General features: G+C 52.9%; 24 protein-coding genes and 1 riboswitch. Of the genes, 7 read left to right on the top strand and 17 right to left on the bottom strand.

All coding sequences use genetic code 11. The features are described 5' to 3' along the window. Window positions 1-19 precede the first annotated feature (19 nt). On the bottom strand, window positions 20-1,045 hold the full coding sequence (locus tag KI379_RS09110) for a LacI family DNA-binding transcriptional regulator (protein WP_076167468.1): 1,026 nt from the start codon (window positions 1,043-1,045) through the stop codon (window positions 20-22). A 324-nt stretch (window positions 1,046-1,369) separates the two neighbouring features. On the opposite strand from KI379_RS09110, the gene KI379_RS09105 reads away from it, so the two are divergent. Next, complete coding sequence (locus tag KI379_RS09105; protein ID WP_212983355.1) at window positions 1,370-2,428, top strand: 2,3-butanediol dehydrogenase; 1,059 nt, start codon at window positions 1,370-1,372, stop codon at window positions 2,426-2,428. A 209-nt stretch (window positions 2,429-2,637) separates the two neighbouring features. Here KI379_RS09105 and KI379_RS09100 read toward each other — a convergent pair whose 3' ends face one another. From KI379_RS09100 to KI379_RS09085, 4 genes are all read right to left on the bottom strand, one after another. Continuing rightward, a complete protein-coding gene (locus KI379_RS09100) occupies window positions 2,638-3,888 on the bottom strand; it encodes an MFS transporter (protein ID WP_076167472.1) in 1,251 nt (416 codons plus the stop codon). Between the two features lie 48 nt (window positions 3,889-3,936). Further along, window positions 3,937-4,743: a hypothetical protein gene (locus KI379_RS09095; protein WP_212983354.1), complete on the bottom strand. Its 807-nt coding sequence runs from the start codon at window positions 4,741-4,743 to the stop codon at window positions 3,937-3,939. A gap of 304 nt (window positions 4,744-5,047) precedes the next feature. Continuing rightward, on the bottom strand, window positions 5,048-5,680 hold the full coding sequence (locus KI379_RS09090) for an RNA ligase family protein (protein WP_212983353.1): 633 nt from the start codon (window positions 5,678-5,680) through the stop codon (window positions 5,048-5,050). A 12-nt stretch (window positions 5,681-5,692) separates the two neighbouring features. Then, complete coding sequence (locus KI379_RS09085; RefSeq protein WP_212983352.1) at window positions 5,693-6,652, bottom strand: AAA family ATPase; 960 nt, start codon at window positions 6,650-6,652, stop codon at window positions 5,693-5,695. A 458-nt stretch (window positions 6,653-7,110) separates the two neighbouring features. On the opposite strand from KI379_RS09085, the gene KI379_RS09080 reads away from it, so the two are divergent. Continuing rightward, entirely contained in the window at window positions 7,111-7,644 is a 534-nt protein-coding gene (locus KI379_RS09080; protein WP_212983351.1) for a GNAT family N-acetyltransferase, read from the top strand. Window positions 7,645-7,718: 74 nt separating this feature from the next. Here KI379_RS09080 and dapA read toward each other — a convergent pair whose 3' ends face one another. Continuing rightward, complete coding sequence (dapA, locus tag KI379_RS09075; RefSeq protein ID WP_212983350.1) at window positions 7,719-8,618, bottom strand: 4-hydroxy-tetrahydrodipicolinate synthase; 900 nt, start codon at window positions 8,616-8,618, stop codon at window positions 7,719-7,721. A 117-nt stretch (window positions 8,619-8,735) separates the two neighbouring features. On the opposite strand from dapA, the gene KI379_RS09070 reads away from it, so the two are divergent. Beyond that, window positions 8,736-9,611 carry a LysR family transcriptional regulator gene (locus KI379_RS09070; RefSeq protein ID WP_212983349.1) on the top strand — a complete coding sequence of 292 codons (876 nt, stop codon included), beginning with the start codon at window positions 8,736-8,738 and terminating at the stop codon, window positions 9,609-9,611. 209 nt (window positions 9,612-9,820) lie between these two features. On the opposite strand, the gene KI379_RS09065 is transcribed toward KI379_RS09070, so the two are convergent. The 4 genes from KI379_RS09065 to KI379_RS09050 all read right to left on the bottom strand — a co-directional run bounded on the left by KI379_RS09065 (window position 9,821) and on the right by KI379_RS09050 (window position 13,198). After that, the gene (locus KI379_RS09065) at window positions 9,821-10,369 is read right to left on the bottom strand and encodes an NADPH-dependent FMN reductase (RefSeq protein ID WP_212983348.1); all 549 of its coding nucleotides are present in this window, start codon (window positions 10,367-10,369) and stop codon (window positions 9,821-9,823) included. A 225-nt stretch (window positions 10,370-10,594) separates the two neighbouring features. Further along, complete coding sequence (locus KI379_RS09060) at window positions 10,595-10,807, bottom strand: hypothetical protein (protein ID WP_076167490.1); 213 nt, start codon at window positions 10,805-10,807, stop codon at window positions 10,595-10,597. A 166-nt stretch (window positions 10,808-10,973) separates the two neighbouring features. After that, on the bottom strand, window positions 10,974-12,158 hold the full coding sequence (locus KI379_RS09055) for an MFS transporter (RefSeq protein WP_212983347.1): 1,185 nt from the start codon (window positions 12,156-12,158) through the stop codon (window positions 10,974-10,976). A gap of 452 nt (window positions 12,159-12,610) precedes the next feature. Then, window positions 12,611-13,198, bottom strand: a complete 588-nt coding sequence (locus tag KI379_RS09050) for a TetR/AcrR family transcriptional regulator (protein ID WP_089546711.1) — start codon at window positions 13,196-13,198, stop codon at window positions 12,611-12,613. Window positions 13,199-13,431: 233 nt separating this feature from the next. Here KI379_RS09050 and KI379_RS09045 point away from each other — a divergent pair, with 233 nt between their 5' ends. Beyond that, window positions 13,432-14,097, top strand: coding sequence for a DUF2306 domain-containing protein (locus KI379_RS09045; RefSeq protein ID WP_212983346.1), 666 nt, complete (start codon window positions 13,432-13,434; stop codon window positions 14,095-14,097). Window positions 14,098-14,179: 82 nt separating this feature from the next. On the opposite strand, the gene KI379_RS09040 is transcribed toward KI379_RS09045, so the two are convergent. Together KI379_RS09040 and KI379_RS09035 are read right to left on the bottom strand one after the other, a co-directional pair. Beyond that, complete coding sequence (locus KI379_RS09040; protein ID WP_212983345.1) at window positions 14,180-15,157, bottom strand: hypothetical protein; 978 nt, start codon at window positions 15,155-15,157, stop codon at window positions 14,180-14,182. A gap of 144 nt (window positions 15,158-15,301) precedes the next feature. After that, entirely contained in the window at window positions 15,302-16,651 is a 1,350-nt protein-coding gene (locus tag KI379_RS09035) for an amino acid permease (protein WP_212983344.1), read from the bottom strand. A 238-nt stretch (window positions 16,652-16,889) separates the two neighbouring features. Between KI379_RS09035 and KI379_RS09030 the strand changes: the two genes are divergently transcribed. Further along, the gene (locus tag KI379_RS09030; RefSeq protein ID WP_076167502.1) at window positions 16,890-18,005 is read left to right on the top strand and encodes a VanZ family protein; all 1,116 of its coding nucleotides are present in this window, start codon (window positions 16,890-16,892) and stop codon (window positions 18,003-18,005) included. Window positions 18,006-18,052: 47 nt separating this feature from the next. On the opposite strand, the gene KI379_RS09025 is transcribed toward KI379_RS09030, so the two are convergent. Next, window positions 18,053-18,844: a hypothetical protein gene (locus KI379_RS09025; RefSeq protein WP_212983343.1), complete on the bottom strand. Its 792-nt coding sequence runs from the start codon at window positions 18,842-18,844 to the stop codon at window positions 18,053-18,055. A 205-nt stretch (window positions 18,845-19,049) separates the two neighbouring features. Beyond that, the gene (locus tag KI379_RS09020; RefSeq protein ID WP_076167506.1) at window positions 19,050-19,817 is read right to left on the bottom strand and encodes an SDR family NAD(P)-dependent oxidoreductase; all 768 of its coding nucleotides are present in this window, start codon (window positions 19,815-19,817) and stop codon (window positions 19,050-19,052) included. Window positions 19,818-20,090: 273 nt separating this feature from the next. Between KI379_RS09020 and KI379_RS09015 the strand changes: the two genes are divergently transcribed. Continuing rightward, window positions 20,091-20,699 (top strand): TetR/AcrR family transcriptional regulator, encoded by a 609-nt coding sequence (locus tag KI379_RS09015; protein WP_212983342.1) that lies wholly within the window; start codon window positions 20,091-20,093, stop codon window positions 20,697-20,699. A 61-nt stretch (window positions 20,700-20,760) separates the two neighbouring features. Then, window positions 20,761-20,844: riboswitch (ZMP/ZTP riboswitch) on the top strand. A gap of 67 nt (window positions 20,845-20,911) precedes the next feature. After that, window positions 20,912-21,757, top strand: a complete 846-nt coding sequence (locus KI379_RS09010) for a bifunctional 5,10-methylenetetrahydrofolate dehydrogenase/5,10-methenyltetrahydrofolate cyclohydrolase (protein ID WP_212983341.1) — start codon at window positions 20,912-20,914, stop codon at window positions 21,755-21,757. A 210-nt stretch (window positions 21,758-21,967) separates the two neighbouring features. On the opposite strand, the gene KI379_RS09005 is transcribed toward KI379_RS09010, so the two are convergent. From KI379_RS09005 to KI379_RS08995, 3 genes are read right to left on the bottom strand one after another with little or no spacing between them, the layout of a single operon-like run. Further along, window positions 21,968-23,200 carry an ABC transporter permease gene (locus KI379_RS09005; protein WP_076167513.1) on the bottom strand — a complete coding sequence of 411 codons (1,233 nt, stop codon included), beginning with the start codon at window positions 23,198-23,200 and terminating at the stop codon, window positions 21,968-21,970. Next, the gene (locus KI379_RS09000; RefSeq protein ID WP_076167516.1) at window positions 23,197-23,889 is read right to left on the bottom strand and encodes an ABC transporter ATP-binding protein; all 693 of its coding nucleotides are present in this window, start codon (window positions 23,887-23,889) and stop codon (window positions 23,197-23,199) included. Before KI379_RS09000 ends, KI379_RS09005 begins: the two co-directional genes overlap by 4 nt. Beyond that, the gene (locus KI379_RS08995) at window positions 23,886-25,469 is read right to left on the bottom strand and encodes an efflux RND transporter periplasmic adaptor subunit (RefSeq protein ID WP_212983340.1); all 1,584 of its coding nucleotides are present in this window, start codon (window positions 25,467-25,469) and stop codon (window positions 23,886-23,888) included. Before KI379_RS08995 ends, KI379_RS09000 begins: the two co-directional genes overlap by 4 nt. Between the last annotated feature and the right edge of the window lie 106 nt (window positions 25,470-25,575).

Below are 25,575 nucleotides of genomic sequence, written 5' to 3'. Positions count from 1 at the left end.
CGAAGCTTATTTCCTTATGTTATTTATTCGAATACTGCGTCATTGAAACGCTGGATTCCCTTACGATGAGACGCGGCTCAAACTCCACCCGCTCATAATCCGGCGGATTGTGCGACTGGATCCGTTTCAGCAGCAGCTCTGCCGCCAGCCGGCCGACTTCGCTGCCCATGATGGACACCGAGCTGATTTGCGGAGTGGTTACGGTCGCCCACAAGTTGTTGTCGATGCCGACCACCGCCACATCCTGCGGTACCCGGATACCAAGCTCCTTGAAGCGGTTGACGATCCCGATCGCCACCATGTCGTTGACGGCGTAAATCGCGTCCGGCATATGTTTCAGGCTGTAAAAATAATCGGCCGCCTGGCGTCCAGTCTCAAACGAAAAATCTTCCCCGAAATAAACCAGCGAAGCATCGACATGCCTAAGCGACTGTTCGTATGCCAGGTACCGTTCTTCAATTTTGTCCTTGGGCGCGCCTGCGTAAGCAATCCGTGCCCGTCCGATCTGGAGCAGATGCTCCATGACCAGCCTTCCTTCCTGGCGGGCGAGCCCCACGATATCCGCCTTTAGATCCGGGCTGAGCTTCTTGCCGTAATTGATGACGGATACCGGGATGCTGGCCTGGTTGATCAGGCTTTCCAGCTGCTTGGGATAAGCCAGCGGCATCAGTACGAGGCCGTCCACATGAAGCTTCTTGATCTCCCGCAGCGTCTCCAGCTCCAGACGTGCGTTGCCAAGCGTATTAATCTGCACCACCCGGTATCCATGCTGCTTGGCGGCTTGCTCTACCGACCAGGCGATATCCGGAATGATCGCGTTGCGGATGTCCGGCACGGCAAGCGCGATCTGGTGGGTTTGGCGGATTTTGAGGCTTTGGGCCGACGTGTTGGGGACAAAGCCCATTTCATCGATCACCTGCATGATCCTCGCCTTCGTCTTTTCGCTGATTCCCCCGCTGTTGTTGAGCGCCCTGGACACGGTGGCGATGCCGACGCCCGCCTGCTTGGCGACGTCCTCAATGGTCACCTTTTTCTTGTTGGACATGCGAATTAATCCCTCTCACTTCGGAATCGTTTCCTATCCGGAAGACATTTTTTTCTTTTTCAGTATATATTATAGCATACCCCGCCATACCGATGCCTCAGCTTAGCCGCCAGACGCTGCAATCAACGCATGACCTCGGCTTATTTCTATTCATAGACATGTAAATCTTCCATTCGCACCATGGTTAAAAACACCCGCTATAGCCCTAAAAAATGATTTGACACGCAGAATAGAATGTGACATCATATGGATCGGAAACGTTTCCTATTTTTCGATATATCGCTCACCAAATTATTTACTGCCTGATAGGGAGATGACGGATTCATGCAAGCATTGAGATGGCATGGCGTGAAAGACTTGCGCGTGGAAACGATTGAGGAGCCTTCGGCCCTCCAAGGTAAGGTCAAAATCAAGGTGGAATGGTGCGGCATCTGCGGAAGCGACCTGCATGAATACGCCGCCGGGCCGATATTCATTCCGGAGGGTGCGCCTCATCCATTAACCGGTGAGAAAGCCCCGGTCGTAATGGGACATGAATTTTCCGGCCAGGTCGTGGAAGTCGGCGAAGGCGTGACCCGCTTCAAAGCCGGCGACCGGGTCGTCGTGGAGCCTGTGTTCGCCTGCGGACATTGTACCGCCTGCAAACAGGGAAAATATAACCTTTGCGAAAAAATGGGCTTCCTGGGACTCGCCGGCGGCGGGGGCGGTTTCTCCGAATACGTGGCGGCCGATGAGCATATGGTTCATCATATTCCGGACAGTGTCTCCTACGAGCAGGGCGCTTTGGTCGAGCCGTCGGCAGTTGCGCTGTACGCCGTCCGTTCCAGCCGCTTCAAGGTGGGCGACCGCGCGGTCGTATTCGGGGCGGGGCCGATCGGCCTGCTTGTCATCGAAGCGCTGAAAGCGTCGGGTGCTGCGGAAATCTACGCCGTGGAACTATCGCCTGAGCGGCGGAACAAGGCGCAGGAGCTGGGGGCTATCGCGCTCAACCCTGCAGACGTGGACGTCGTCCAAGAAATCCATCGCCTTACCGAAGGCGGAGCGGATGTTGCCTATGAAGTTACAGGTGTCCCGGCTGTCCTGAACCAAGCGATTCAATCGACGAAAATCAGCGGTCAAATTATGATTGTCAGCATTTTCGAACGGGAAGCCCCGATCCATCCGAACCAGATCGTCATGCAGGAACGCAATATCGCCGGCATCATCGGTTACCGGGACGTGTTCCCGGCTGTAATCAGCCTGATGCAGCAGGGCTATTTCGCGGCCGATAAGCTCGTTACGAAGCGCATTGCTTTAAGCGAGATCGTCGAACAGGGCTTTGAGACGCTGCTGAAAGAGAAAAGCCAAGTCAAAATTTTGGTATCGCCACAACCGTCCAAATAACCGACTGTGAATATTATCGCACCTTAGGTGCTTTTCATAACGAATAAGAAAAACGTCTATCGACGTACCTTCAAAGAAGACAGACCGCGTCTAAAGGAAGTTTTTCTTGCGAGATCAGGAAGCGGAGCCTCCGAAACTTATACTTTCTGATCTCTTCAAAAAAGATCCCTTCGCCGAACATACGGCAGGGGATCTTTGTTATGTTAGCCTTATTGCCGGAGCGCAGCCTGCGTCTCTTGGCTCTTCTCCCGCCGCTGATGCAGCATCATCAGAAGAACGGCGCCGGCGAACGCAGCCGCCACAAGCCAGACGGGAATCCGCGGATCGAGCTTGTACGCCCAGCCGCCGATAATGCCTGCCGGAGACGTAAGCAGCAGGATCAGCACAGACAGCATGGAGAACACTTTTGCCCGTTTGTCGTCATCGATCGCGTTCTGCACGGCTGCCTCCAAATAGGGCGAGCTGATCATCAGCCCTACGGCGGCCAAAATCGTGCTGAGCCCGATCCAGACCAGGTTCGACGTCGGCCACAGCACCAGCATGACGTTTGAAGCGACCGACAGAATGAAACCGGCCATCATCGAGCGGTTCGCCGCGTGCTCCGGAATTTTCGGCATCAGGAGCCACAGCGTCAGCAGCATAATGACGGAGGACACCGCCGGGAACAGGGAAATCAGCCCGCTTCCCACATGAAGGTAATCCGCCATGTACAGCGACAGATACGTCGTTTTCATCGTGGCCTGGAAGTTGAACAAAATATATACGCTAAAGATCAGCATGAGCGACTTGCTCGTTATAATGTCGCGAATCGCCCCGCCATAATCGATCAGGCTTTCCTTCAGCCCGAGATCGCGGGTCTCCCGCATCTTTCTCTGGCCGATTTCGGTTTCGCGCGTCGTTAGATGTCGCCCCACGAACTGAAACGTCATCATCAGGAACGCAAGCACGTACATGATGCGCGTGCCGGACACAAGGCCGTAATGATCCACCAGCAGTCCACCGAGCGGAGCGAACAGGCCCCCGATCACGCTAATAATCTGCAGCAGCGTAAAGACGTAAGTCCGGTCGGCGGGCTTCGTATCCTCGACGATCAAGCAGTAAAACGCGGTATGCGGCACGCGCTGAAACCCGTTGACAAGCGCCGCCGTGAGGAAGAACCACACATTGTGCGAAACCGCCCACAGGATGGTGGCCAGACTCCAGCTGAACAGATCAAAATACAAGATGGCCGATTTGCGGCCCATCCGGTCGGTCAAATAACCGCTGATAAACGATGAAAACACCTGAACGATCAGGCCGATCGTAGTGATCCAGCCGATGCTGGTCTCGGCGATGCCAAGCTCGTACATATACAACGTCGCGTAGGTGCTCACCATACTGTACGGAATGAGAAAAAAAGGCTCAAAGGCGAGACAACCCCTGCTGTTTCCTTTTAAGCGCGGGAATAAAGGTCGTGACATACCATCCTCCGGGTCCTGATGAAATGTAAAAGAGTGTGATCGATGCGATTAAGGCAGCTTGCGCCGAGGTTTCTTCGTCTGCCGGGGCTGCCAGGCGACCAAGGCACCCGCCTCTCCACAGATTTGATTCACCTGTTCAAGTTTCGCGGGGGCGACTTCCCACATCCATCGTTCTTCGCCCACCCGGTAAAGTATACCATGATCATGGCAGCTCTGTATCCAGTTTTCCAGATTCGTACCCGCGATTCCGATGCTGAGATGCTCGCCGTTCAGTACATTGGCAGGGTACACCATTCTCAGCTTGCTGCCGGTATAGCGGGCTTGTCCGCCGTATAAGCCGGGGGTCTCTTTATTGAAGGCAAATGCTTTTTCATAAGGGAACGCGGTTTTTCCGTTGTCCCCGGCGGCGTAGCTCATCGCATCCGTCATTTTTCTCGTCTCGTATAAGATTGCATAAGGAAAGGAGAATTGTTCTGTCATATGGCGCAGCCATTCTTTAAGAACGGAATATGTGTCTTCCGAAGGGCTGTCACAAAAGACGGCGATATGCGGGAAACTGCCGTATCCGCTCGTCTGATAAGTAAAAGCAGCATCCCATGGCAAAGTTCCGCACTGCTGGCTGTACATCCAGAAGGCTGCAGCCTCTCCAGTGCCGATTTTCTCCCGTAATTGCTCCGGGGAGGTTTCCACCAGATCGTGATCGCCTTCATGATCTCCGTGCTCTAAAAGCTCATAGTAACTCGTCCCTGTTACAGCCGTGTCGATCTTCTCAAAAAAGGCCTTCCCGGCGGCAAAAGCCTGCATCACCCCAATCCGTTCCGTATGATACAGCGCAACACCTGCACATCCAGGCATACCGTTCCCTCCAAGATAAATGTTCGCATTTTTTACTCATTGTAAATCTTCTATTATGTATTCAAATATGTATTCAAAGCTAAAGCTTAAAAAAATATAATTTCAAGACCCGTCAATTTCCTCCGATGTGGGTACTGCTGCTTGAGAATTACATGACCAACTCCACCTTCCATATCTATTTCATCTTTCTATGAACAACAAATATAGCTCCTAAACTGCAATCCGCTAAAGTAATCTAGATCTTGCTTAGACTCTGTACATAAAGCTCCTCAGATTACATCGTCTGCCCCCTGTTTCAGCAGCTTCACAGTTGGAGTCCGTTCGTCTCGACCGGTCTGCTGAGCCAGTGCTCATCCGTTTGGACATGATTGTTCCGCACGAATTTGGCCAGGCTTTGCCTGAACTGCTCGTAAGGGAAAGACGATGCCAGCCTCACCACATACCCTTCCTGTTCCCCGCCGCAGCAGGACTTTTTCGTGTAGCACCGTTTGGCTGCTTCTTCGTCCCAAATGCCCCTGTACAGCAGCGGCACCGTAGGTATTCCAAGCCGATCCGCCCAAACTACCGTCTCATCCCAGGATAGGCACAGGTTCTGCTCATTCCACACCGAGAACAGCATAAAGTATCCAGGCAGCGCATCGTAAGCGAGCGAATGCTTGGCGTACACATTTTCCCCGCACAGACGATACCCTTCCGGAATCAAGTACCTGATGCCGCCGTGAAGCGTCTTGACGTAATGCCGGGAAGGATGATCCTTGCTGTCCAGCGATCTCGCGTGAATGAAATCCGGGTACATCGTGGTGTTCTCGCCGTCCATTTTCTCGGTGATCACCACTTCTTTTCCTACGAAATGGTCCGTGCTGCGCAAAATTTTGTCATCATCGGTGTATCCTCGTGACCAGGGAAGATGCATCGTTTTCGGATATTTGATTTTCATGAAACCACCTCTTTATTTGCCGTTCGTGTCCGCTTCCGCGAAAAAATACAACCGGGCCAGCAGATCCCCGCCAAGCAAATGATAAATGTTTGACGCTCCTGCGTCTCCCCCGTGAAGAATTTCCATATGAAAGCTGACCATATGCACAACCTTCAACACAAATGCCTCATCATATCCGAGCTCCTTCAGTACATGACAGGCAATGGCCGCAGAGACATGCTCGTGGCCGAAATAGGAGTAATAGCCGCGGGTTTCCTTCCATACCTTACAGAACGGTTTGCCCGCATCGTGAAACAGCGCCGCATACTGCATCGCCAGCAGGTCATCCCCTTCGTACTGCGCATTGATATAGGCAAGCACGGCGTAGGTGTGCTCGGACAGGGTTTTGGAGTGATAGGGATTCTCCTGGTCGTACCCAAGCATGACGGAAAAATGCGGGCAGGCGCTTAAATAGGCAAAAAGCTCATCGTGACCCGGACGTTCTGCGAGCAGTTTTTCCAATTGGATTCTGTTCAGCTTCACATCCTCTGAGCTGTGCACGATATGCAGCGCTTGGAACCCTTCGGCCATGACCGGAAACTCGAAGTTTTTGGAAAATTTCGTCAGCACTGCGTCGTCGATCCGGCGTTTGCGCGTCCCTGCCCGCTGCCTGGCCGTCGCATACGGCGTATCGCACACATGGCCTTCGACGGGCACATCCTTGAATTTCTTCAGAAACTTTACACGGCGGTCGCGGCTCACGTTGGTTGCGTCAAATACGACACTGCGGCCCTCCCCAAGCAGACGGTCTATTTCGGCAAAAGCCTCGTCAAACACCAGATACGTGTTCTTTTGCCTGGACTCGCTGCCGAACAGCCGCTCCCGGATGGAGTCGGTCGAAACCGCCACGGCCCGCTCACGCTTGCACAAATTTTTGGCATAGAAGCTTTTGCCGCTGCCTGGAATGCCGACCAGCATATGAATGGTACTCATCGTTATCACCTCCTTTCCATAAATGGTTCATTTCCTTCACCATCCTCTTGATTGTCACCATACATTCATCGCTGGACACCCATTGATCCCGTATGAAGCGTTCTTGTTGACTTTTACCCGATGATGGACCGTGGATCATGAATGCAACAAAAAAAGCCCTTCCCCGAAAACCAGCCGGGTTCCTGATGAAGGAGGCGCTCCCTTCAATTATATGGGATCCTGCCTTCAAAGCACACGGGACCTTAGTCGCATCCGAAAAACAGGTCTTTCTGCCTGTCACTGGGTATTCGATCTCGCGCAGATGCCTGCTGAGATTTGATCGCTCAGGGCCAACAAGAGGCCGAAACGTATATCTTGCATAAAAAAACATGACACTTCCATTTATTTGATATATAGTAGGAACATAAGTTCTTATTCCAAGGTTCATCCATTATTATATTCGAGGGGGACAACCATCCATGGGAAATCATATGGCGGGTTTGCAAGTACAGATCAGGCCCTGGTCGGAAGACCATTTGCATTTGGAGCTGCTCTATCGTTTGAATGTTCCAGAGATGCTGGAACATTTGGGCGGACCGGAAAGTGACGAGCAGGTTGAGAAGCGCCATAAGCGATATGTTGAGGTTCAGTCCCTCGGGAACGGCTGCATGTATAGCATATGGCTGGCAGATCATCCGGTGCCAATAGGCAATGCGGGATTTTGGGAGAGTGGTTGGCAGGGATCTACCATTTATGAAATCGGCTGGGGCGTTCTGCCTTCCTTTCAACAGCGGGGCATTGCATCGGCCGCGACAGCAGCCGTGATCGAGCAGGCGAAACAGCAGAAGAAGCACCGATTTATGCACGCTTTTCCGTCCGTGGATAACCCGGGTTCCAATGCGATTTGCCGGAAGCTCGGCTTCGTTTTCATGGGTGAATGTGATTTTGAATACCCGAAAGGCAGCTTTATGCACTGCAATGACTGGCGCTTGGATCTGGAATCGGGCGTCTGATACGGACCGCATGAAAGAGGCCATCGCCCTTCCTTTGAAGGATGGAGGCCGCCTTCTCGCTAATGTCCGTGGTTTTAGTTCTGCGCTGCTTCGATGCCTGTCAGCAGTTGGGCCAGTTCATTCTGGAGCGGCTGGGATATACGTGTCATCGGCAGCCGAAGGTGATCGGAAGCAATCACACCCTGATTAGCCAGCACCCATTTTATCGGAGCGGGATTCGGTTCCTGGAACAGTTTGCGGATAAGCGGGACGACACGGTCAAAAGATCGTTTGCCTTCCATGACCCTCCCCTTTTGCACCAGGTCATGGACCTCAATAAAGATATCTGTGTACAAGTTGGCCGAAGCCAGAATCCCCCCGCTCGCCCCTTGGCTGAGCTTGGCATGGTAGTACAGGTCGTCACCGCATAACACCGCCCCCGCATCTTGACGCGTCAACTCGGTAACCAGATCCAGGCCGTCGGAGCTGTCTTTCATACCGATCACACCTTCCATCTCCATAATGGTTTTGGCCGTATGCATCGTTAAGCGGACCCCGGTACGGGCGGGAATCTCATAAGCAATAACCGGTACCCCGACTTCGGTCACCCGGCGAAAATGCTCAATGATCCCTTCCTGCGACGGTTTACTGTAATAGGGAACCACAACGAGGACGGCATCCGCCCCCAAGGCGGCGGCCTGCTCCGTCCGCTGCACGGTCGTCAACGTGTCGTTGGTTCCCGTTCCGATGATCACCGGGATGCTTCGCTGCTTTTCTTTCAAAATCTGCTGCGTGGCCCGGGTGAGCTGTACGACTTCGTCCCAGCGTACCGTCGGGGCCTCTCCAGTCGTCCCGTTTATGATCAAGCCGTTGATATGATGCTCAGCCAGCTTTTCCACGTAACGGGTGTATGATGCCAAATCAAGCTCTCCGCTTGGCAAAAATGGCGTGACCACAGGAACCAAAACGCCATGCAGTTCATCTCTTCCGATCATTTTTGATGACCTCCTCTATAGGTTGTGCCTCTAATTTAGCATAGGAATTATTATCAGTGTTATCTATAATAGTTGATGAGCATCATCGATAATATTGATATCATGGAGATGAATAGCATGGACCTGACGTACTTTCATACCTTTCGCGAGGTCGCGCACCGCAAAAGCTTTACCCGGGCGGCCGAAGAGCTGGGATATGCGCAGTCGAGTGTAACGACGCAAATACAGAAGCTGGAGAAAGCATACGATACGCAGCTGTTCGAACGTTTCGGCAAGGGGGTTCGGCTGACCTCCTCCGGGGAAGAGCTGCTTAAACTTACGGTACAAATGCTTGATTTGTTCGATGAATCGAAGGAGAAGCTTCGGACCGAGGGAGGCGGCACGATCTCCGTGGGAACGATGGATTCCCTCGCGGCTTACTTTCTCCCCCCGCTGATCCAGCAGCTGCGCAAGCAGTACGAAGGATTGTCCATCCGATTATGGACGGACCGGGAGGACCTTCTCGTCCAGAGGGTCAAAGAGGGAGATTTGGACATCGGCCTAATTCTCGATAACGAACCGGAGGATCCGGCGCTTCACTGGCAGACGGTCCGGGAGGAACCGCTCGTTCTCATCGCAGGGCCGGGACATCCCCTGGCAAATCGTGAGATGATCCGTCTTCAGGATCTGTACGATGCCGAGTGGATTCTGCCGGAAGAAACCTGTAATTACCGGGTCATGCTGGAGAAGCTTCTGAAGCAGCACGGAATCCCATGCCGGCTTGGCTTGGAGCTGGGAAACCCCGAAGCGATCAAGCGCTGCGTCATGGCGGGATCAGGAATCTCCCTCTTGCCCCGCATGGCAGCAGACGATGAAATCCGCAGAGGGCTGCTCGCCCCACTTCCCTTCAACCATCCTGATCTGCGGCTCAGCCTGCAGCTGATGACCCATCCGAAGAAGTGGATCTCCCGGGCACTCGGTGATTTTATCGAGTTGGTCAGGAAGTCGCCGTGAGCCCATTTTAGCTGTTCACTGTTCACTATTCCCCAGAATCAGCTGTAAACCCGTTCACATGCGAGTAGATCTCTGTGTTCCCGGCACCCAATAATCCATGACCACCTGAGCGCCGTAAATTCCTTTAGCACTCGGAGATACAACAAAAAAACGCACTCAGGCAGCGTCCAATCGCTTCCTCCGTGCGTTTTTCAACATATCCAATCGATTTATGCCCGAATCGTCTTTAAAGCCGCGGACCAGGCAACCACTTGATCCAGCATGCCGTTGACATTTTTATGATGCAGCTCGGCCGGCTTGAAAGTTCTAAAGCTTTCGAAATCGGTAAAGAGCGACAGCGTAGGGTGAATGCGGACGTCCGCCACGTTCAGCTCCCCAAGAATGCCGCGCAGGTGCTCGGCCGCCCGGGCGCCTCCAGTGGACCCGTAGCTCACGATGCCTGCCGCTTTATTCCCCCACTCATCTCGAACCAGGTCGATCGCATTTTTCAGTACACCGGAAATGCTATGATTATACTCCGCGGTGACGAACACGAATCCGTCCATGCGGCCGATGGCCGCGGCCCAGTTTTGGATGGCGTCCTCTCCGCCAGGATGTCCGAGGAACGGCAGCGGATAATCCGCCAAATCGATCAGGTGGTACTCCGCATCTCCACGCCCATCGGCCAGCTCCTTGAGCCATGCTCCGACCTGCGGGCTGACCCGCCCTTCCCTAGTGCTGCCAAGGATGATTCCAATATTCAAGTGTGATTGTTCCATTTCTAGATCTCTCCCCATATTCATAAATTTCCGCAGGTCCTGTAACCTGCCTGTAAACCCGGATCGGTACCTTTATCTTATAGCGGCTTGAAGACGAAAGATAATATCAATTCCGGCATGGCTATATATATTTCGGTCTATGGGTGGTTGATGCCAAAAAAAACAAACGCCTGAGCAGAGCACTGGCGGCTCTGCCTAAGCGTTTATCGGGCAGTGTAATCGGATCTATTTGCGGATCTCATAAAATTGGCATTCTTTGCGCGAATGGTACGTAACATCACTCACACCGGACTGGGTAATTACCGTGGAGTCGGTGAACCGGATGATCCGCGTATCTGAATCGATCAAATGGTCATCTTTAAACACGCGTATGGGAAGCTTCCTGCGCTCGGCCTCCTGCAGATCTGCTTCCGTCAGAAGCTCTCGAATCGTTGCCATGAATGACGGGTTCTCCTTTGGATATGAATTAGATACGATCACGGGTGCTCGCTCTTCCTTATATTGTAGCCGTTCATGGCATAAATGGAAATGGTTGAAGCGGGTAGGAACGATGAAAGCAGGAACCTGCAGGCTCAGACAACGTAACCGGACCAGCTCTTCACGCTTACGCACAGGTTTTTTCCGGAACCGCTGCGGAATCAGCTGGAGCCGGGGTCTTTTTCAAATATGGAACCAGCGACAGCAGGCCAAGCACGGCAAGAACCGCACCAACCCACAACGGTGATGCCAGGCCGTAGCCATGATCGATCGTGAGCCCGCCAATGGTGGAACCGACGACAATGCCGAAATTGACGACCGAGACGTGGAACGTATTGACGAGCGAGCCACCGTTCGAAGCTCTGGCCACACGGGTCACCATGGGAGGATTCATGGAGACCCCGACCAGGCCGATCACGATGACGGCGATAACCGCAACGACCTGGTGTTCGGCAAATAGGCCGAACATGATCAGCGCGCCCGTAAGCACGACTAGGCCGATGGTCATAATCGGCATCATGTACCGGTCGGCCAGTCTGCCGGTGATAGTGTTGCCGATGACCGTTGCCACCCCGTAAACCCCGAGCAGGAGCGGCACCATGGATGCGCTGAAACCCGCTACATCGGTAAGTATCGGTGAAAAGTAACTGAATGCCGCAAACGTCGCCCCAATGATCAGCATGCTGGTCGCGAAGGCTGCCCACAAATGCCGGTTCTTGAATTCCGCGAGTTCCCCGCGGAGGCTGATCGTTTGAGATTCCTCTTTAGGCGATTTCGGAATCAGCAGGAGCCCCATCGTTCCCGAGACCAGCACAAGGACAACGACAGCCCAGAAGCTCGCCCGCCAGCCGAGATACTGGTCGAACAGCATGGCGGCGGGCAGCCCGACGGCGGTTGCGACCATCAATCCGCCAAGGACGATCGAGGCGGCACGGCCGCTTGCTTCCGGACGAACCAAGGTGAGTGCAATCGCGATGGACACGCCGAAGCAGGCCGACGAGGCAACCCCGGTAATAATCCGGGCAGCCATCATAAGTTCATAGTTCGGCGCGAGCGCTCCCAGCGTCTGCCCAATCAGAAACACGGTGGACAATGCCAGAAAGGCTTTTTTGCGCGGCACTTTTAACAATCCGACTGTCAACAGAGGCCCGCCGATAATCATCCCCGCAGCATAAGCGGATATCAGATATCCGATGGCGGCGACAGATACGCCAAACTCCTCTGATAGCGACGGCATGATCCCCGCCACCATAAATTCAGAAGTCGTCATGGAAAAAATCATCAGTCCCAGTACATAAATCGCAAGCGGCAATGTAAACAGCTCCTTTATTTATTATTTTGTAACACTCAGTACAAAATTAGACGCAGGGATCTCTCTAGGCATGTCACCTAGGAATCCCCCTCTATATTTTCTTTATATTTTTCTCTGCATCTCCTCTACAACTCTTAGGAATCTACTCGAAAGCTCCTCGGAATCTCATCTTTATCCTCACTGTATTTCCTCTGTGTGTTCTCTGTATCTCCAACTTGCTCCCGTCTTTACTTGTGCCTCACCTCCATTTTTCAATGGTTATAACTTTGCGGCTCATTTTACGTCCCACTTTTGTAACAACTAGTACAAAATTATTCAAAAAGCACAGCCGCGTCCATCGCGTGAACATCGTACAGCGCAAAGCGGCAGCTCGAATACGAACACAACAGCAAACAATGATTTAGATAGACTAGATGATAGATTAAATATATCTCTGACTCCCAGGGATTCTGCTAAAATATGGCCGCAAGCGTGCCGTCAATAATCTGCCGGGCCAACGCACGGTTCATGGTCCCCGGATAAATCACACGCAGGCCATAACAACAGCTGAGGAACAGAGCCGTCAGCTCCGATGTATCCCGTTCACGAGAAATTTCGCCGACGGACTGCCCTTCGCGAATCGTTTCCTCGAGAGCCTGCTCCAGCAGCGCCACATGCTGTTTGAAGATCCGCTCAACAGTCGGGTCAGACTTTCCCCGCTCTACCGACGCGTTAATAAGCAAACATCCACGGTCCTTGGCTGTCGAGCCCTCCCGGATTTCCCATTCCAGCAGCTCCCGCAGCCGCTCCTTCACCGGAGCGTCTTTGCGCAGAATGTCCAATTGGGTCTCGATCCCCACCTGATGGTATCGGATCAGCGCCTGTTCGTACAGCTCATGCTTGCTCCCGAAGGCATTGTACAAGCTTCCTCTGCCGAGACCGGTTTCCTTGCATAAATCGTCTGTTGAGCAGGACCCGTATCCCTGTGACCAAAACACCTCCACAGCGGCATCGATGACGGCTGTGTCTTTGAACTCACGGGGTCTACCGCTTTTACTCATGTTTAGGCATCCCTTTCGTAGGTTTGATTGGATTGATTCTTAGCTTACTTAATTTTGTACTCATCTGTCAAATATTATTTTTCTAATAAAATCCATTTCGTCACAAAAACGACACCAAACATGCGTTGCAAGCAAAGCCGTTTTCCTATAGCATAAATTTCCGAACGAAGTTCGGCCACCACGGTGCTGCCGCGGTTCGAACATTATCTCCAAATGGAGCGGAGTATTTTGCCATGTCAAAAAGCAAGACCTATTATGCCCTGATGCTGCTGGTCATCACTGCCTTTATTTTATACGTCGCCTATGTACAGATCATTCAGGATCCACAAGCTTCGGCTTTCCTCGGTTTCAAAACCGACCTGAACCATCCCCTGAACCCTAAGCTGTGGCTGATCGTCATGAGGATTCATGCCATATCGGCCTGCTTGGCCATGATCTGCGGAGCCGTCAACTTCGCAGCACGGATCCGGGTCAGACACGTAAAATTCCACCGGTTCAACGGATATTTATATGTCATCTGTGTCATGCTGGTTGGCCTCACCTCAGGTTATATGGCACCGGTCGCCACGGGAGGAAGGTCGGTCAGCATTGCGTTTAACCTGTTAACGATGCTGTGGCCGGCATTCACGGTGATCGCTGTAATTCAGATCCGGAAAAAGCAAATGGCCAGCCACCGGAAATGGATGGTTCGCAGCTATGCTTTCTGTTTTACAAACCTGGTTGTCCACGTCCTCACGTGGACGATCCGCACGCTTGCCGGAAGTCCTTACCCGGTCAGCTACCGGATCAGCGTGTTTATTACGATTCCTTTGCTGCTTCTCATCGCAGAGCTTGTAATTCGCACTGCGTGGCCTGGGTCAGCCGGTTCCCGGCGTTCTGCCGGCAGCAATAAACCGTAAGCGAAAAAAACCGCCAGATGGCGGTTTTTCTCTTCATATTCATGCAAATTTCCGTGCAAACAACAGTAATTTCAGCTTGAAGCTATTCGTTTTCGATCGAATTCAGCGCTGCAAACGCGAGCGGTCCAAAGCCTTCAGAAGCTTCCCTCTGCGGCTGTGTGACATGAAAAACAAATCCGCTGCCGTCAAGCTTCTTCACGATATATTCATGGGTTCCCGAGGAATCGAATGCCGTCAAAAAAATAAGCGCGTCCTTCATCGGACCGGTAAGGTCTGCCGCCCCAAGCTTCTTGATTTCGCCATGCGGCTTGAGCTCTTCCTTACCCTGCGACTCCAGCTGGTCCAAATTGAAACCTGCAGGCAGCTTCTCAATACGGACCGAGTACTCGTGGTCAACATTCATATACAGCAGATGCTTGCCCGCATCAAATGAAAACTGTTCGGGAATATACAGCGAGTACCCTTCAGCCTGAACAAGCTTGGCGGGCCGCACTTCGTCGTTGCCTTCCAAGGTGACTTCCAGCTTGCCCTCGGCAGGGCGCTTACTGACACTGCCGCTGCTTGCGGATGATTTAGAGTCTCCTGAATCAGATTGGCCGCCGGCCGAAGCACTGGAAGATGAATCGTTGCCGGATGTGCCGTCTTCGCCGCTTTCGCCTTCTCCTTGCACGCTGTCCGATTTTTTAATTTCGGTCAGTACGAGCTGCTTTAACGTATCCTCGCCTTCAATAGCCTTTTCTTCGTATTTGAATTGCACTTGGTCCTGCTCCTGTAAATCGGCTATCACTTGATCCAGCCCGTCACCCAGCTGAAAAGCAGTAGGCTTGCCGTCAACCACAATTTCCACCATATGCGGATCAGCCTGGCCGGTATACGTTCCGGTTCCTTCCCTCACGGACGGTACCTGTTCAGCATTCCCGGGCTGGGTTGACGGATTGTTCTGCTCATCCACGTGGTCTGGCGTACCCGGCGCCGTTTCCTGTTTGTCACTGCATGCGGTTACCGCAACAGCTATAGCCAGCGCCAGCAGAATCGAACTGATTTTAATCGTATTCTTCATGCTGCACCTCCATTACCATCTTAGACGGACGGAGGCAGCTTCAGGTTTCAATAAATTCGATAGTCTTGATAAAAATATCAAATGGGATGGGTCATACGAGACAATCCAAACCGCTTCATAAGCGCATCATTCGTTTTCTTTCGTTTACTTACTTCTTCCTCCAGTCCTGGAAAACCGGATCATGGACCAGATAATCAGCACGATAAGTACGGCAATGCATACGCCGATACTAAGCCGGTTCTGCGCATCGAATAAAAACATGGCCGCGATTACCGCCAAGCAGGCCACGACGGCAGAAGTAACATACGGGTAAACCTTAAAGGATGGCTCCACCGGATACGACTTCCGCAGCTTGATTTGTGCCAGGGAGATGCAGATCCAGACCAGCAAGACGCAAAATCCTGGAACAGCCATTAACACGCGGAACAACTGATCCTGCGCAAACATGCCCAGCATGGATCCCAATATCAAGATCACGGCACACAATAACAGCGTATTTACCGGGATACCCCTCCGGTTCGTGCGGGCAAGAGCCGGCGATGCTTCGCCGGCTGCAGCCATGGAGTGGAGCATGCGTGAAGCTCCGTAAATTCCCGAGTTGGCTGCGGACAGCACTGCTGTAACCAGAATAAAATTCATGAGATCCGCCGCCCCGGACAAGCCGGTCGCGGTCAGTACCTGGACAAACGGACTCGACTCGGGGCCGAGCTGGTTCCAGGGAATCAGCCCGCATATCACGAGGATCGGCAGCGTGAAAAATAATATGATCCGCAAAATAAAATTGCGTACCACTTTGGGCAGCACCTTTTCGCTGTTTTCCGTTTCCGTCAATGTCAAACCGATCAGTTCCGAGCCCCCGTAGGAAAACATGACCACAAGCAAAGCGGAAAAGATGGACGTCCATCCGTTGGGCAGAAATCCTCCGGCCGCCGAGTAGTTATGCAGATACGGCGTGTTGCTGCTTGGAATGATCCCGAAGATCAAGCATGTCCCTAAAACGATAAAAACGATAATCATGGCGATTTTGATCCCCGCCAGCCAAAATTCGAACTCGCCGAAGCTTCCCACGCTCATCAGATTAATCAGAATAATGAAGGCCGCGCTGGCTAGACTAAGCAACCATAACGGTACCCCGGGAAACCAATACTGCAAAAAGCTGCCGGCCGCTATAATCTCAATGACGCACACGGAAAGCCACAGGAAGCAGTACATCCACCCCATAATAAAGGACACTCTCTCGCCAAAGGCCTCACGAACGAAGTCCTTCATGTTTTTACCCGGGTAAACCGTAGCCATTTCCGCCATGGCTCCCATGACGACGAGCAGCAGCAGCCCGGCGAAGACGTAAGAGATAATGACGCCCGGTCCGGCGAGACCGATCGTTTCGGCACTGCCTTTGAAGATGCCGGTGCCGATGACTCCACCCATGGCCATCAAGCTGATATGCCTTGGTTTTAATTTTTTCTGCAATGAAACCCCATCTGGTTGTGACATCAAATATCCTCCTGCTAAATCTTGTTGTATTAGAACAAAAACCATAAGTTCAAGTATAACATTTTGCTTAAGCATCCTGATAGAAATTTAGCCGAATTTTCTGTATTTGCTTCACGATTCTTTATGATTTTTAAACAAAATTTAACCAGAAACCGATCATACTTATGCTATGATGTACATTCAGCCGATGGCAAGGCCGAAAGAAAACATAAAGAAATTAAGGCGGTGCAGTTTAGTCGTGTTTCATTCGTATGTATTTCCAATCTCTTATGCATTTCTGTCTTTTCCCTTTGCGGCACTATTTTTTACCATTCCCTTCATGGTCGTCCAGTACCGCAGACACGGTTATATCCATAAAATCAGGGCGTTTGTGCTGTACCTGTTCCTGTTGTACCTGCTCAACGCACTGTTTCTGGTCATCCTTCCGCTGCCATCTTCACGGCACAATCCCGCCATGGCCGGAGGGGCGCTTCAGCTGGTGCCGCTGAATTTCATTCACGACATCCTGAAAGAAACGTCCGTCGTGTCTTCGCAGCCCTCGACGTACCTGCGGCTGCTTACGGAACGCGCCTTCCTTCAAGTGGTGTTCAACGTGTTTCTTACCGTTCCGTTCGGTATGATCCTCCGTTATTATTTCCGGACGGGATGGAAACTTTCCATTCTGCTGTCGTTTTTGCTGTCGCTGCTGTTTGAGACGACCCAGCTCACCGGAATATTCGGGATCTACGATCACCCGTACCGGGTATTCGACGTCGATGACCTGATCACTAACACGCTCGGCGGTTTGCTTGGATTCTTGGCAGCCGAATGGTTATCCGGCCTTCTTCCCCGCATTGAGCATTTGGATGCCAACATCGACCGGGCCGCCAAAAGGGTGACCTATACGCGGCGGGGAATCGCCTTTATGGCGGATGGGATCGTCTGGGCGATGCTGCTTGGCATTCTGCATATTCTGCATATATCGGCTTCCTTCTGGGTTGCGACAGGACTGTATTTCATGCTGGTACCTTGGCTGACGGGCGGACTGACTCCCGGCAAATGGCTTGTCCGCATCCGTCTGGCCGATGGAGGGGAGCGAATCTCCCTTAAATCGCTTGTGGTTCGATATGGAATCCTCTACTGGCTGTTTTTTGGAGTCAACCGGGTTCTGGCCGGCTCCCTTGACACCGTTCCGCCGATCCTTCGCATGATCCTGGGACTCATCGTGTTTGCCTTGAATACCGTCTTCTTTATCCATGTCGTCATCTGCGTATTCAAGAAGGAGCCGCAGCTGTTCTATGAAAAATGGAGCAAAACCCGGCATGTTATCCTTTGGCAGCCGGCCGCAGCAACCGAACCGGAGAAAAAGGAGTAGTTCCCCTTGGCAAAACATACTTCACTAGGACATATCACGCTTGTCCTTCAAGACTTGGGGAGCTTGGTTTCCGCTGTCCGGATGACGGAATCGATCTGCTTCTCCCATTGGTAAATTTGATTGAGGGAAGCGCTGATTTTACCAAGCTCCTTATACATCACGGTCAGCTCAGCCGTGGCTGTGATCGCGTTCCCGAGCTTGACTGCCGCTTTATACCGTTTGTCCGACGCGCTCCGGGTGCTGTTCGCTGCCATAATCTTCTTATTCTCGGCAGTCACCTGCTTCTTTAACGTTTGGACTTGCGCCAACGTATCCTTCACCGCCTTGGCTTTGGCCGAGGCTTCCTTCTTGGCGGCAGCGAGCGCATCCTTACGGCTCTTGATTTCCGCACGGGCAGCACTGGCCGAGGTCTTGATCTGGTTGCGCTTCAGATCGTACTGAAGCGCGGCCTTCTGGTCCTTGCGTTTTCTCGCATCCGCCGCCTTCTTCCCAAGGTCTGTATATTCATTGAGCAGCGGCTGATATTTCTTCTGAGCCTGGTCGGCTTCGGATTTCAGCTTATCGATCTTGGCCTTGTCGATCCCCTGCACCTTCGCATTGACAGTCTTTAACCGGTCATCATTCTGTTTCCGGAGCACTTGAATCTGCTGTTTCTTCAGCTTGTTGGCCTCATCCAGCGCCTTATAGCTGTCATGAAGCACGCCTATACTCTGTAAAGCGGCGTCCCAGGCACTGTCCGATGCGGCGTCCGCCTTGGCCGGACCCAGCAAGAACAACGCGACCGAACAGCATAAAACCGTCAACAAGCTGTTTTTCCATAAAACTTTTACATACGACATCTCCATCTCTCCCCCAAATCATCAAAATTCATAATAAATGGACAAAAAAAGCACCCCGCAAGTAAGGCATGACGCCTTTCCTGCAGGGTGCTTCTCCCGCTTCCATTCACTATGTTGAACCCACTATATCGCTATTTCTCACAGTTGTCAATAAATTCCTGGAACATTTGTTCCTCTTTTTCTTGGCCGAATCCGGTTGTCGTGATTACTGACCGACCATTCCGCCGTCTACCGTGTACAGGGAACCTGTAACGAATGAAGCTTCATCGGAGAGGAGGAAGTTCATTACCGCCGCTACTTCCTGCGGCTCGCCGTAACGGCCCATCGGTGTGGCTGCTTCATTGGCGGCTTTGTACGCTTCCGCATTGCCGGAGTTCGCCTCAATCTGCCGCATCATCCGGGTGTTGATCGTTCCCGGCAGAACCGCATTAACCCGGATGCCCAGCGAAGCCAGCTCGTTGGCAGCAACGCGCGTCAAGCCGATCACGGCATGCTTGGACATAATGTATGGGGCCACTCCTGGCGCGCCCATCAGGCCTGCAAGCGAAGACGTATTCAATATTGCGCCGGAATTCTGCTTTTTCATAACTGGAATAACGTAATGCAGCCCCAGGAACACCCCACGGACGTTGACGTTATATACCAGATCAAGCGCTTCCACGGATTGCTCTTCGATCAGCCCGGTAGGGCCCTCAATCCCTGCATTGTTCGCAAAGTAATCGATGGTGCCGAATTTTTCAACCGCACGGTTCACATAGTTCTGCACATCCTGCTCTTTGGATACGTCGGCAGCGATCGCCAGTGAATTGGTATCGTTCAGGCCAAGCTCCTCGACGACGCTCTTGACCGCATCTTCCTTCAAATCGACCAGGACGAGGTTCAGCTTGCGCTCGGCCAAACGCCGTGCCAGCTCTTTCCCGATTCCGCCGGCGGCGCCGGTAATGACTGCAGTTTTCGTTTGTGTTTGACTCATGACTGAATCGCTTCCTTTTCAACAAAGTTTATAAAATGATTTATAGGCTTTATAGCTCATGTCTGTTACATGTATAGGTTACACCTTTATTAATTGTTTACACAATAATCATATTTCGAAATAATGTCATCTATCCAACAGATTGCCGCCGTATGTCACCGAACCATGACAATTTTGAACATTTACTTTCTCTTTGTTGATGATTTTCTGCGTTTTGGCGGCATCCCAACTTACGTTATAATAGGAGAAACGACAAGCTGGAGGCAGATGCATTTGACAGATGAACACGTTCTTGACCGCAGAGCCAGAAGAACCCGGCAGGCGCTCAAAACCGCTCTCGTTTCCTTAATTCTCGATAAAGGCTTCGATTCGGTGACTATTATGGATATCGCGGCCCGTGCAGACTATAACCGGGGCACCTTTTACAAGCATTTCGTCAGCAAGGAAGACCTGCTCAAGGAAATCCACGACGAGTTTCTGCAGGGCATCGCCGAACTGCTCGTCAAGCCGTATGAGGGCCTGGAGCGAATTGAAGCCTCGATGACCTACCCCTCGGGGCTGCGCTTGTTTGAACATATCGAACAGCATAAAGATGTGTTCCTGGCCTTATCGCGAGTCGAACGCGGAAAGCTGGCGATGGACATGTACGACAGGCTCAGGGAGTCGATGCGGAAGGACATGCATATCGAAATGGAACCGACCGAGCCGCCGATCGACTACGAAATCATGCTGAGCTACCGGATGTCGGCCACGGTGGGGGTCATTATGCACTGGGCAGAGGTTGATTTTAAATACACGGCGTCTTATATGGCCCAGCAGCTGATGGTGCTGGTTGAGACAAAAATGGATTACATCGTGTTTAAAAGAAACGGCGGCACATAAGCATCATTCTCAAAACTCCCCATTGTGCCCATAAGCACAATAAGGTATCATTCTACATAGATGGACTGTGTGCGACTGGCGGAAACATGGGATGAACCATGAGGGAGCACATGGATATAAACAGCCGTACGCCTGGGCAGAGGTAAGGGGAATTTCCCCTTGCCTCTTTATGTTTTTCTGGACCTTACCATGATTTAAAGGAGATGCAGACAATGACAGAACAAACGCTGATTTTGGACGGAGCGCGCGTGGCGCAGGACATTAAGGACGGCTTGGTTAGCAGGGTGAAACGGCTGTCCGAGCAAGGGATTACCCCCTGCCTGGCGACCATTTTGGTAGGCGACGACCCGGCATCGGCCACATACGTGCGCATGAAAGGCAATGCCTGCAGACGGCTCGGGATGGAATCGTTAAAAATCACACTGGATGCGGGGACGACGACCGAGGAGCTTATCCGGGAAATTCAGAAGCTTAACGCCGACCCGAACGTTCACGGAATTCTGCTGCAGCATCCGGTTCCCCATCAGATTGATGAAAGAGCCGCATTCGACGCGATCGCCATTGAAAAAGACGTCGACGGTGTCACCACACTGGGATTTGCGCAGAATGCTTTCGGCTTTGCCGCATATCCTTCCTGTACCCCGGCGGCCATCATCGCCATCCTGGATTACTACCGGATTCCTGTAGAAGGCAAGCACGCTGTTGTTGTCGGCCGCAGCCCGATTCTCGGCAAGCCCGTCTCGCTGATGCTGCTGAACCGCAATGCCACGGTCACGATCTGCCATTCGAGAACGAAAGGCCTTGGTGATATCGTGTCCCAGGCAGAGATCGTTGTTGCCGCAGTAGGCAAACCGAAATTCATTCAGGGAGACTGGATTCAGGACGGGGCCGTCATTCTGGACGCAGGCTACAATGAAGGCAATGTCGGGGACGTTGATTATGAGGCATGTCTGGAAAAAGCGAGCGCCATTACACCCGTCCCTGCGGGCGTCGGACCGGTAACCATCGCCATGCTGCTGAAGCACACGGTGGATGCGGCGGAAAAACAGCTGGGATAAACCAGCCATCGGTATGGCCCGGTTTTCCAAGGGACACTTAAAGAGCCGCGTATCGGCAGCACAAATACGCCGGTAACGGCTTCAAAAAATGGCAAGAGGGCATTCCGCCGAACATCATTCGGTGAAATGCCCTTTTTTCTACCCAAGATGTAATGTTCTTGAGTCGGTTGATATCCGGTTCACATAAATCCGTCGGTCACAAATAGCGGCCTATTCGTACCGAAGCGCCTCGATCGGATCCAGCTTCGCCGCCTGTCTTGCCGGGAATACGCCGAATACGATGCCGATGCAGGCCGAGAACCCGACGGCAAGCAGCACGGAGTTCATAGACACCGCGGTGGTCACGTCCATCAGCTTGCCGACGAACTTGGAGCCGCCGAAGCCAAGGATGACGCCGATCACACCGCCCAGGATAGCCAAGGTGACCGATTCAAACAGAAACTGCGATAGAATCGTCCCTTCCTTGGCCCCGATCGCCTTCCGGATACCGATCTCCCGCGTCCGTTCGGTAACGGACACCAGCATGATGTTCATGATGCCGATTCCGCCGACGAGCAGGGATATCGCCGCCACGCCGCCTAGAAAGAGGGTCAGCGTTTTGGTGACACTTTCGGCGGAGGACATGACATCCTCCTGGCTTTGAACCCTGAAATCATCGTCGGCCCCGCCAAGTTTATGGCTTTGGCGCATCGTATACTGGATCAGCGCCATGGTGCTGTTGATCACGTCGGTAGATTTGGCTTCGACTAAAATTTGCCGGACACTGCTCCGGGAGCTCCCGGTCTGAAACCGGGACTGAATCGTCGTGATCGGCGCGATGACGGTGTCGTCCTGGTCAACCGTACCCGAAGAACCCTTAGCTTTGAGCACACCGATGACCCGAAACGGGATGTTGTTGATTTTGATCATGCTGCCGACCGCATCGAAGCCCGCTTCACCAAACAGCGTTTCCGCCGTCGTTGCGCCAAGGACCACGACCTTTGCCCGGTCATTGACTTCATCCTCGGTAAAGAAACGTCCGATGTCCGTCTCCCACGATTTGATGTCGGCATAACCCGGCGTCGAGCCGATGATCGTGGCGGAGGCCGTGTTCGATCCGTTCAGCAGCTGCGCGCTCACCTGCGAGACCGGCGCGACGTACTTCACGGTATCGATTTTGGAGATCGGGTCAGCGTCCGAAATGTTCAGTGTGCCCGTGCTTCCGCCTTGGCTGCCTCCTGCCGCTGTGCCTGTTGACGACCCCGAGCCTGCGGTAACCGTGATCAGATTGGAACCCAGGCTTTGGATTTGGCTCGTCACCTGCTTGCTCGTTCCCTGACCGATGGAAATCATGGCAATGACGGTCGCCACGCCGATGATGATTCCAAGCATCGTCAGGAAGGAGCGCAGCATGTTGGACCGTAAGCTTCGGATTGAAATGCGCAGCAGTTCCCCCACATTCATACCCGCTCACGCTCCGTATTCAGCCGGTCCGTCTCGATCAGGCCATCGCGAAACCAAATGACCCGTTTCGTATGGGCGGCGATGTCCGGTTCGTGGGTGACGATGACGATTGTATGCCCCTTTTCGTTCAGTCTCCGGAATATGCCCATGATTTCCTCGGATGATGCCGTATCCAGGTTGCCCGTCGGCTCGTCCGCCAAAATAATGGCGGGGTCGTTGCTCAAGGCGCGGGCAATAGCCACCCGCTGCTGCTGTCCCCCGGAGAGCTCATTCGGCTTGTGATGCATCCGGGTTTTCAGGCCGACCAGCTCAAGGCAGTACTCGGCCTTCTCCCGCCGCTCCTTTTTGTTTTTGCCCGCATACAGCATCGGAAGCTCGACGTTTTCAATGGCGGAGGTTCGCTTGAGCAGGTTAAAGTTTTGAAAGACAAAACCGATCTTGCGGTTGCGCACCTCCGACAGCTGCTTGGCCGATGCCGAGCCGATGTCGATGCCGTCCAGCATGTACTTGCCGGAAGTCGGTTTATCCAAACAGCCGATCACGTTCATCATGGTCGATTTTCCTGAACCAGACGGTCCCATAATGGAGACAAACTCGCGCTCATCGATTTGAAGGGTAACGCCCTTCAGCGCCTGGACCTCGTTCTCGCCCGATGCATAAATTTTCTTCACTTGATCAAAGGTGATCACTGTCCTCCACCTCCCATGCCGCCGCTGCGTGCTCCGCCTCCGCCAGTTCCTCCGGTTCCACCCGTACCGCCGCCGCGGTTGAACTGCCGCATCTCGCCGCCTCCGTTCATGCCTCCGAAGCCGCCCATACCGCCCATGCCGCCAAAGCCGCCCATAGTTCCCTGGCTCGTTCCGGTGCTTGTCTTTGTCGTCGTCATCGTAATGGTTACTTTGTCGCCCTCGGACAATCCGGTCAGCACTTCGGAATTAGCCCCGTCATCAAGGCCGGTTGTAATTTCCACCTGCTCCTCTTTGCCGCCTTTGTCGACCATGACGATTTTCCGTCCGCCAAACGACTTGATCGCCGCATCAGGAACTTTCAATACATCCTTCTTACCGTCGGTAATAATGGCAATCGTCGCGCTGATACCCGGAATCAGCTTGTCTGCGTTATCTTGACCCGCTGTGATTTCAATGCCGACCGGGAACGTTACGACGCCGCTGGTCTGCGCTTCCCCGAGCACCGCCTTGGACACGACTTTGCCTTTCAGCGTTACGCCCGTGAGCGCGTCAAATGTTATATTTACGTCCTGGCCGACCTTCACATCGGTGATATCGGTATCGTCGATGGAGGCCGAAATCCGGAAGCTTCCGCCGGTTGAGTACATGGAGATGGCCGAAGCAGCGTCGCCGGCAACCGTCTCCCCAACCTTGGCGTTCACGGCGGAAATGATGCCGTCATACGGCGCATAAATTTTGGCCCCGGCTGCGTTGGCCTTGGCGTCGTTTAAGGCAGCAAGTGCCATGGCCACGTCGGCTTTGGCACTGGCCACGTCGCTTTCAGCCGGCCCTTCCTGCAGCTTGGCCAGCTGCGAAACCGCCTGATCATAGGCGCGGGACGCGCTATCCACCTGTGATTCGGCATTGGTAACCGCTTCGTTCAGCTGATCCAGATTGCTCTGCTGCGATACCGCTTGTTTATAAGCATTCTGGGCATTATCCGCCGCGACTTGAGCGAATAAAATCTGGGACGGGTCCGTCCCCTTCTTCGCTTCGTCCAGCTTGGCCTGCGTGCTGATGACGGCAGCCTTGGCCTTGTCCACCTGTGCCTGCAGGTACGATGCATTGGCCGCCTTTTTTGCGTTCGTAAGCGCCGTCTTGGCATTCTCCAGGTCGGACTGCGCCTTGGACACCTGGGCTTTTTGTTCGCTTAAGGTAGCCGAGTCCGTTCCAGCCTGGATGCTGTCCAGCTTCGCCACGGCACTGTCATACTTCGCCTGGGCTGACAGCAGCTCGTTTTGCAGCGCCGTTGCATCCATCGCTGCAAGCAGCTGCCCCTTTTTCACTGCTTCCCCGACGCTTACGTTGACCTTGGTCACTTTGGAGTTTCCGCTGAAGCTCAGGTTCACCGATTCGGGTGCTTCCACATTGCCGGAGGACGTTACGGTTTTGGACAAGTCGCCCCTCTCGACGGCATATGTAATGGTCGCCGTTTCCGTTTTCGTCGCGCTGGCGTTTTTTTGATAAAAATAGGTCCCCCCCGCGCCGATCACAATGACGCATCCGCAAATGATCAGCACGTTTTTTACCGCTTTGTTCATGTCCATTCTCCCTTCCTTCATATGACAAACACGATATCAGCCGAATCTTAAAAAAACCTAAACTCCGGCAGGCATGCAAAAAAGTTTTTCGAAAAAGACGGGAAGC

The organism is Paenibacillus cineris, assembly GCF_018333335.1.
GTDB lineage: Bacteria > Bacillota > Bacilli > Paenibacillales > Paenibacillaceae > Paenibacillus_AQ > Paenibacillus_AQ favisporus.
The sequence above is the reverse complement of the archived record's forward strand: the minus strand, read 5'-3'. Positions and strand labels throughout refer to the sequence as shown.

Coding starts and splice junctions, on each gene's coding strand:
- KI379_RS09035 (WP_212983344.1), bottom strand. CDS start 16,651: ATGTCACAACCAGATGGGGTTTCATTGCAGAAAAAATTAAAACCAAGG.
- KI379_RS09085 (WP_212983352.1), bottom strand. CDS start 6,652: ATGAGTACCATTCATATGCTGGTCGGCATTCCAGGCAGCGGCAAAAGC.
- KI379_RS09070 (WP_212983349.1), top strand. CDS start 8,736: ATGGACCTGACGTACTTTCATACCTTTCGCGAGGTCGCGCACCGCAAA.
- dapA (WP_212983350.1), bottom strand. CDS start 8,618: ATGATCGGAAGAGATGAACTGCATGGCGTTTTGGTTCCTGTGGTCACG.
- KI379_RS09050 (WP_089546711.1), bottom strand. CDS start 13,198: ATGAGTAAAAGCGGTAGACCCCGTGAGTTCAAAGACACAGCCGTCATC.
- KI379_RS09020 (WP_076167506.1), bottom strand. CDS start 19,817: ATGAGTCAAACACAAACGAAAACTGCAGTCATTACCGGCGCCGCCGGC.
- KI379_RS09025 (WP_212983343.1), bottom strand. CDS start 18,844: ATGTCGTATGTAAAAGTTTTATGGAAAAACAGCTTGTTGACGGTTTTA.
- KI379_RS09060 (WP_076167490.1), bottom strand. CDS start 10,807: ATGGCAACGATTCGAGAGCTTCTGACGGAAGCAGATCTGCAGGAGGCC.
- KI379_RS09095 (WP_212983354.1), bottom strand. CDS start 4,743: ATGCCTGGATGTGCAGGTGTTGCGCTGTATCATACGGAACGGATTGGG.
- KI379_RS09040 (WP_212983345.1), bottom strand. CDS start 15,157: ATGAAGAATACGATTAAAATCAGTTCGATTCTGCTGGCGCTGGCTATA.
- KI379_RS09065 (WP_212983348.1), bottom strand. CDS start 10,369: ATGGAACAATCACACTTGAATATTGGAATCATCCTTGGCAGCACTAGG.
- KI379_RS09110 (WP_076167468.1), bottom strand. CDS start 1,045: ATGTCCAACAAGAAAAAGGTGACCATTGAGGACGTCGCCAAGCAGGCG.
- KI379_RS09010 (WP_212983341.1), top strand. CDS start 20,912: ATGACAGAACAAACGCTGATTTTGGACGGAGCGCGCGTGGCGCAGGAC.
- KI379_RS09045 (WP_212983346.1), top strand. CDS start 13,432: ATGTCAAAAAGCAAGACCTATTATGCCCTGATGCTGCTGGTCATCACT.
- KI379_RS09105 (WP_212983355.1), top strand. CDS start 1,370: ATGCAAGCATTGAGATGGCATGGCGTGAAAGACTTGCGCGTGGAAACG.
- KI379_RS09080 (WP_212983351.1), top strand. CDS start 7,111: ATGGGAAATCATATGGCGGGTTTGCAAGTACAGATCAGGCCCTGGTCG.
- KI379_RS08995 (WP_212983340.1), bottom strand. CDS start 25,469: ATGAACAAAGCGGTAAAAAACGTGCTGATCATTTGCGGATGCGTCATT.
- KI379_RS09090 (WP_212983353.1), bottom strand. CDS start 5,680: ATGAAAATCAAATATCCGAAAACGATGCATCTTCCCTGGTCACGAGGA.
- KI379_RS09100 (WP_076167472.1), bottom strand. CDS start 3,888: ATGTCACGACCTTTATTCCCGCGCTTAAAAGGAAACAGCAGGGGTTGT.
- KI379_RS09005 (WP_076167513.1), bottom strand. CDS start 23,200: ATGAATGTGGGGGAACTGCTGCGCATTTCAATCCGAAGCTTACGGTCC.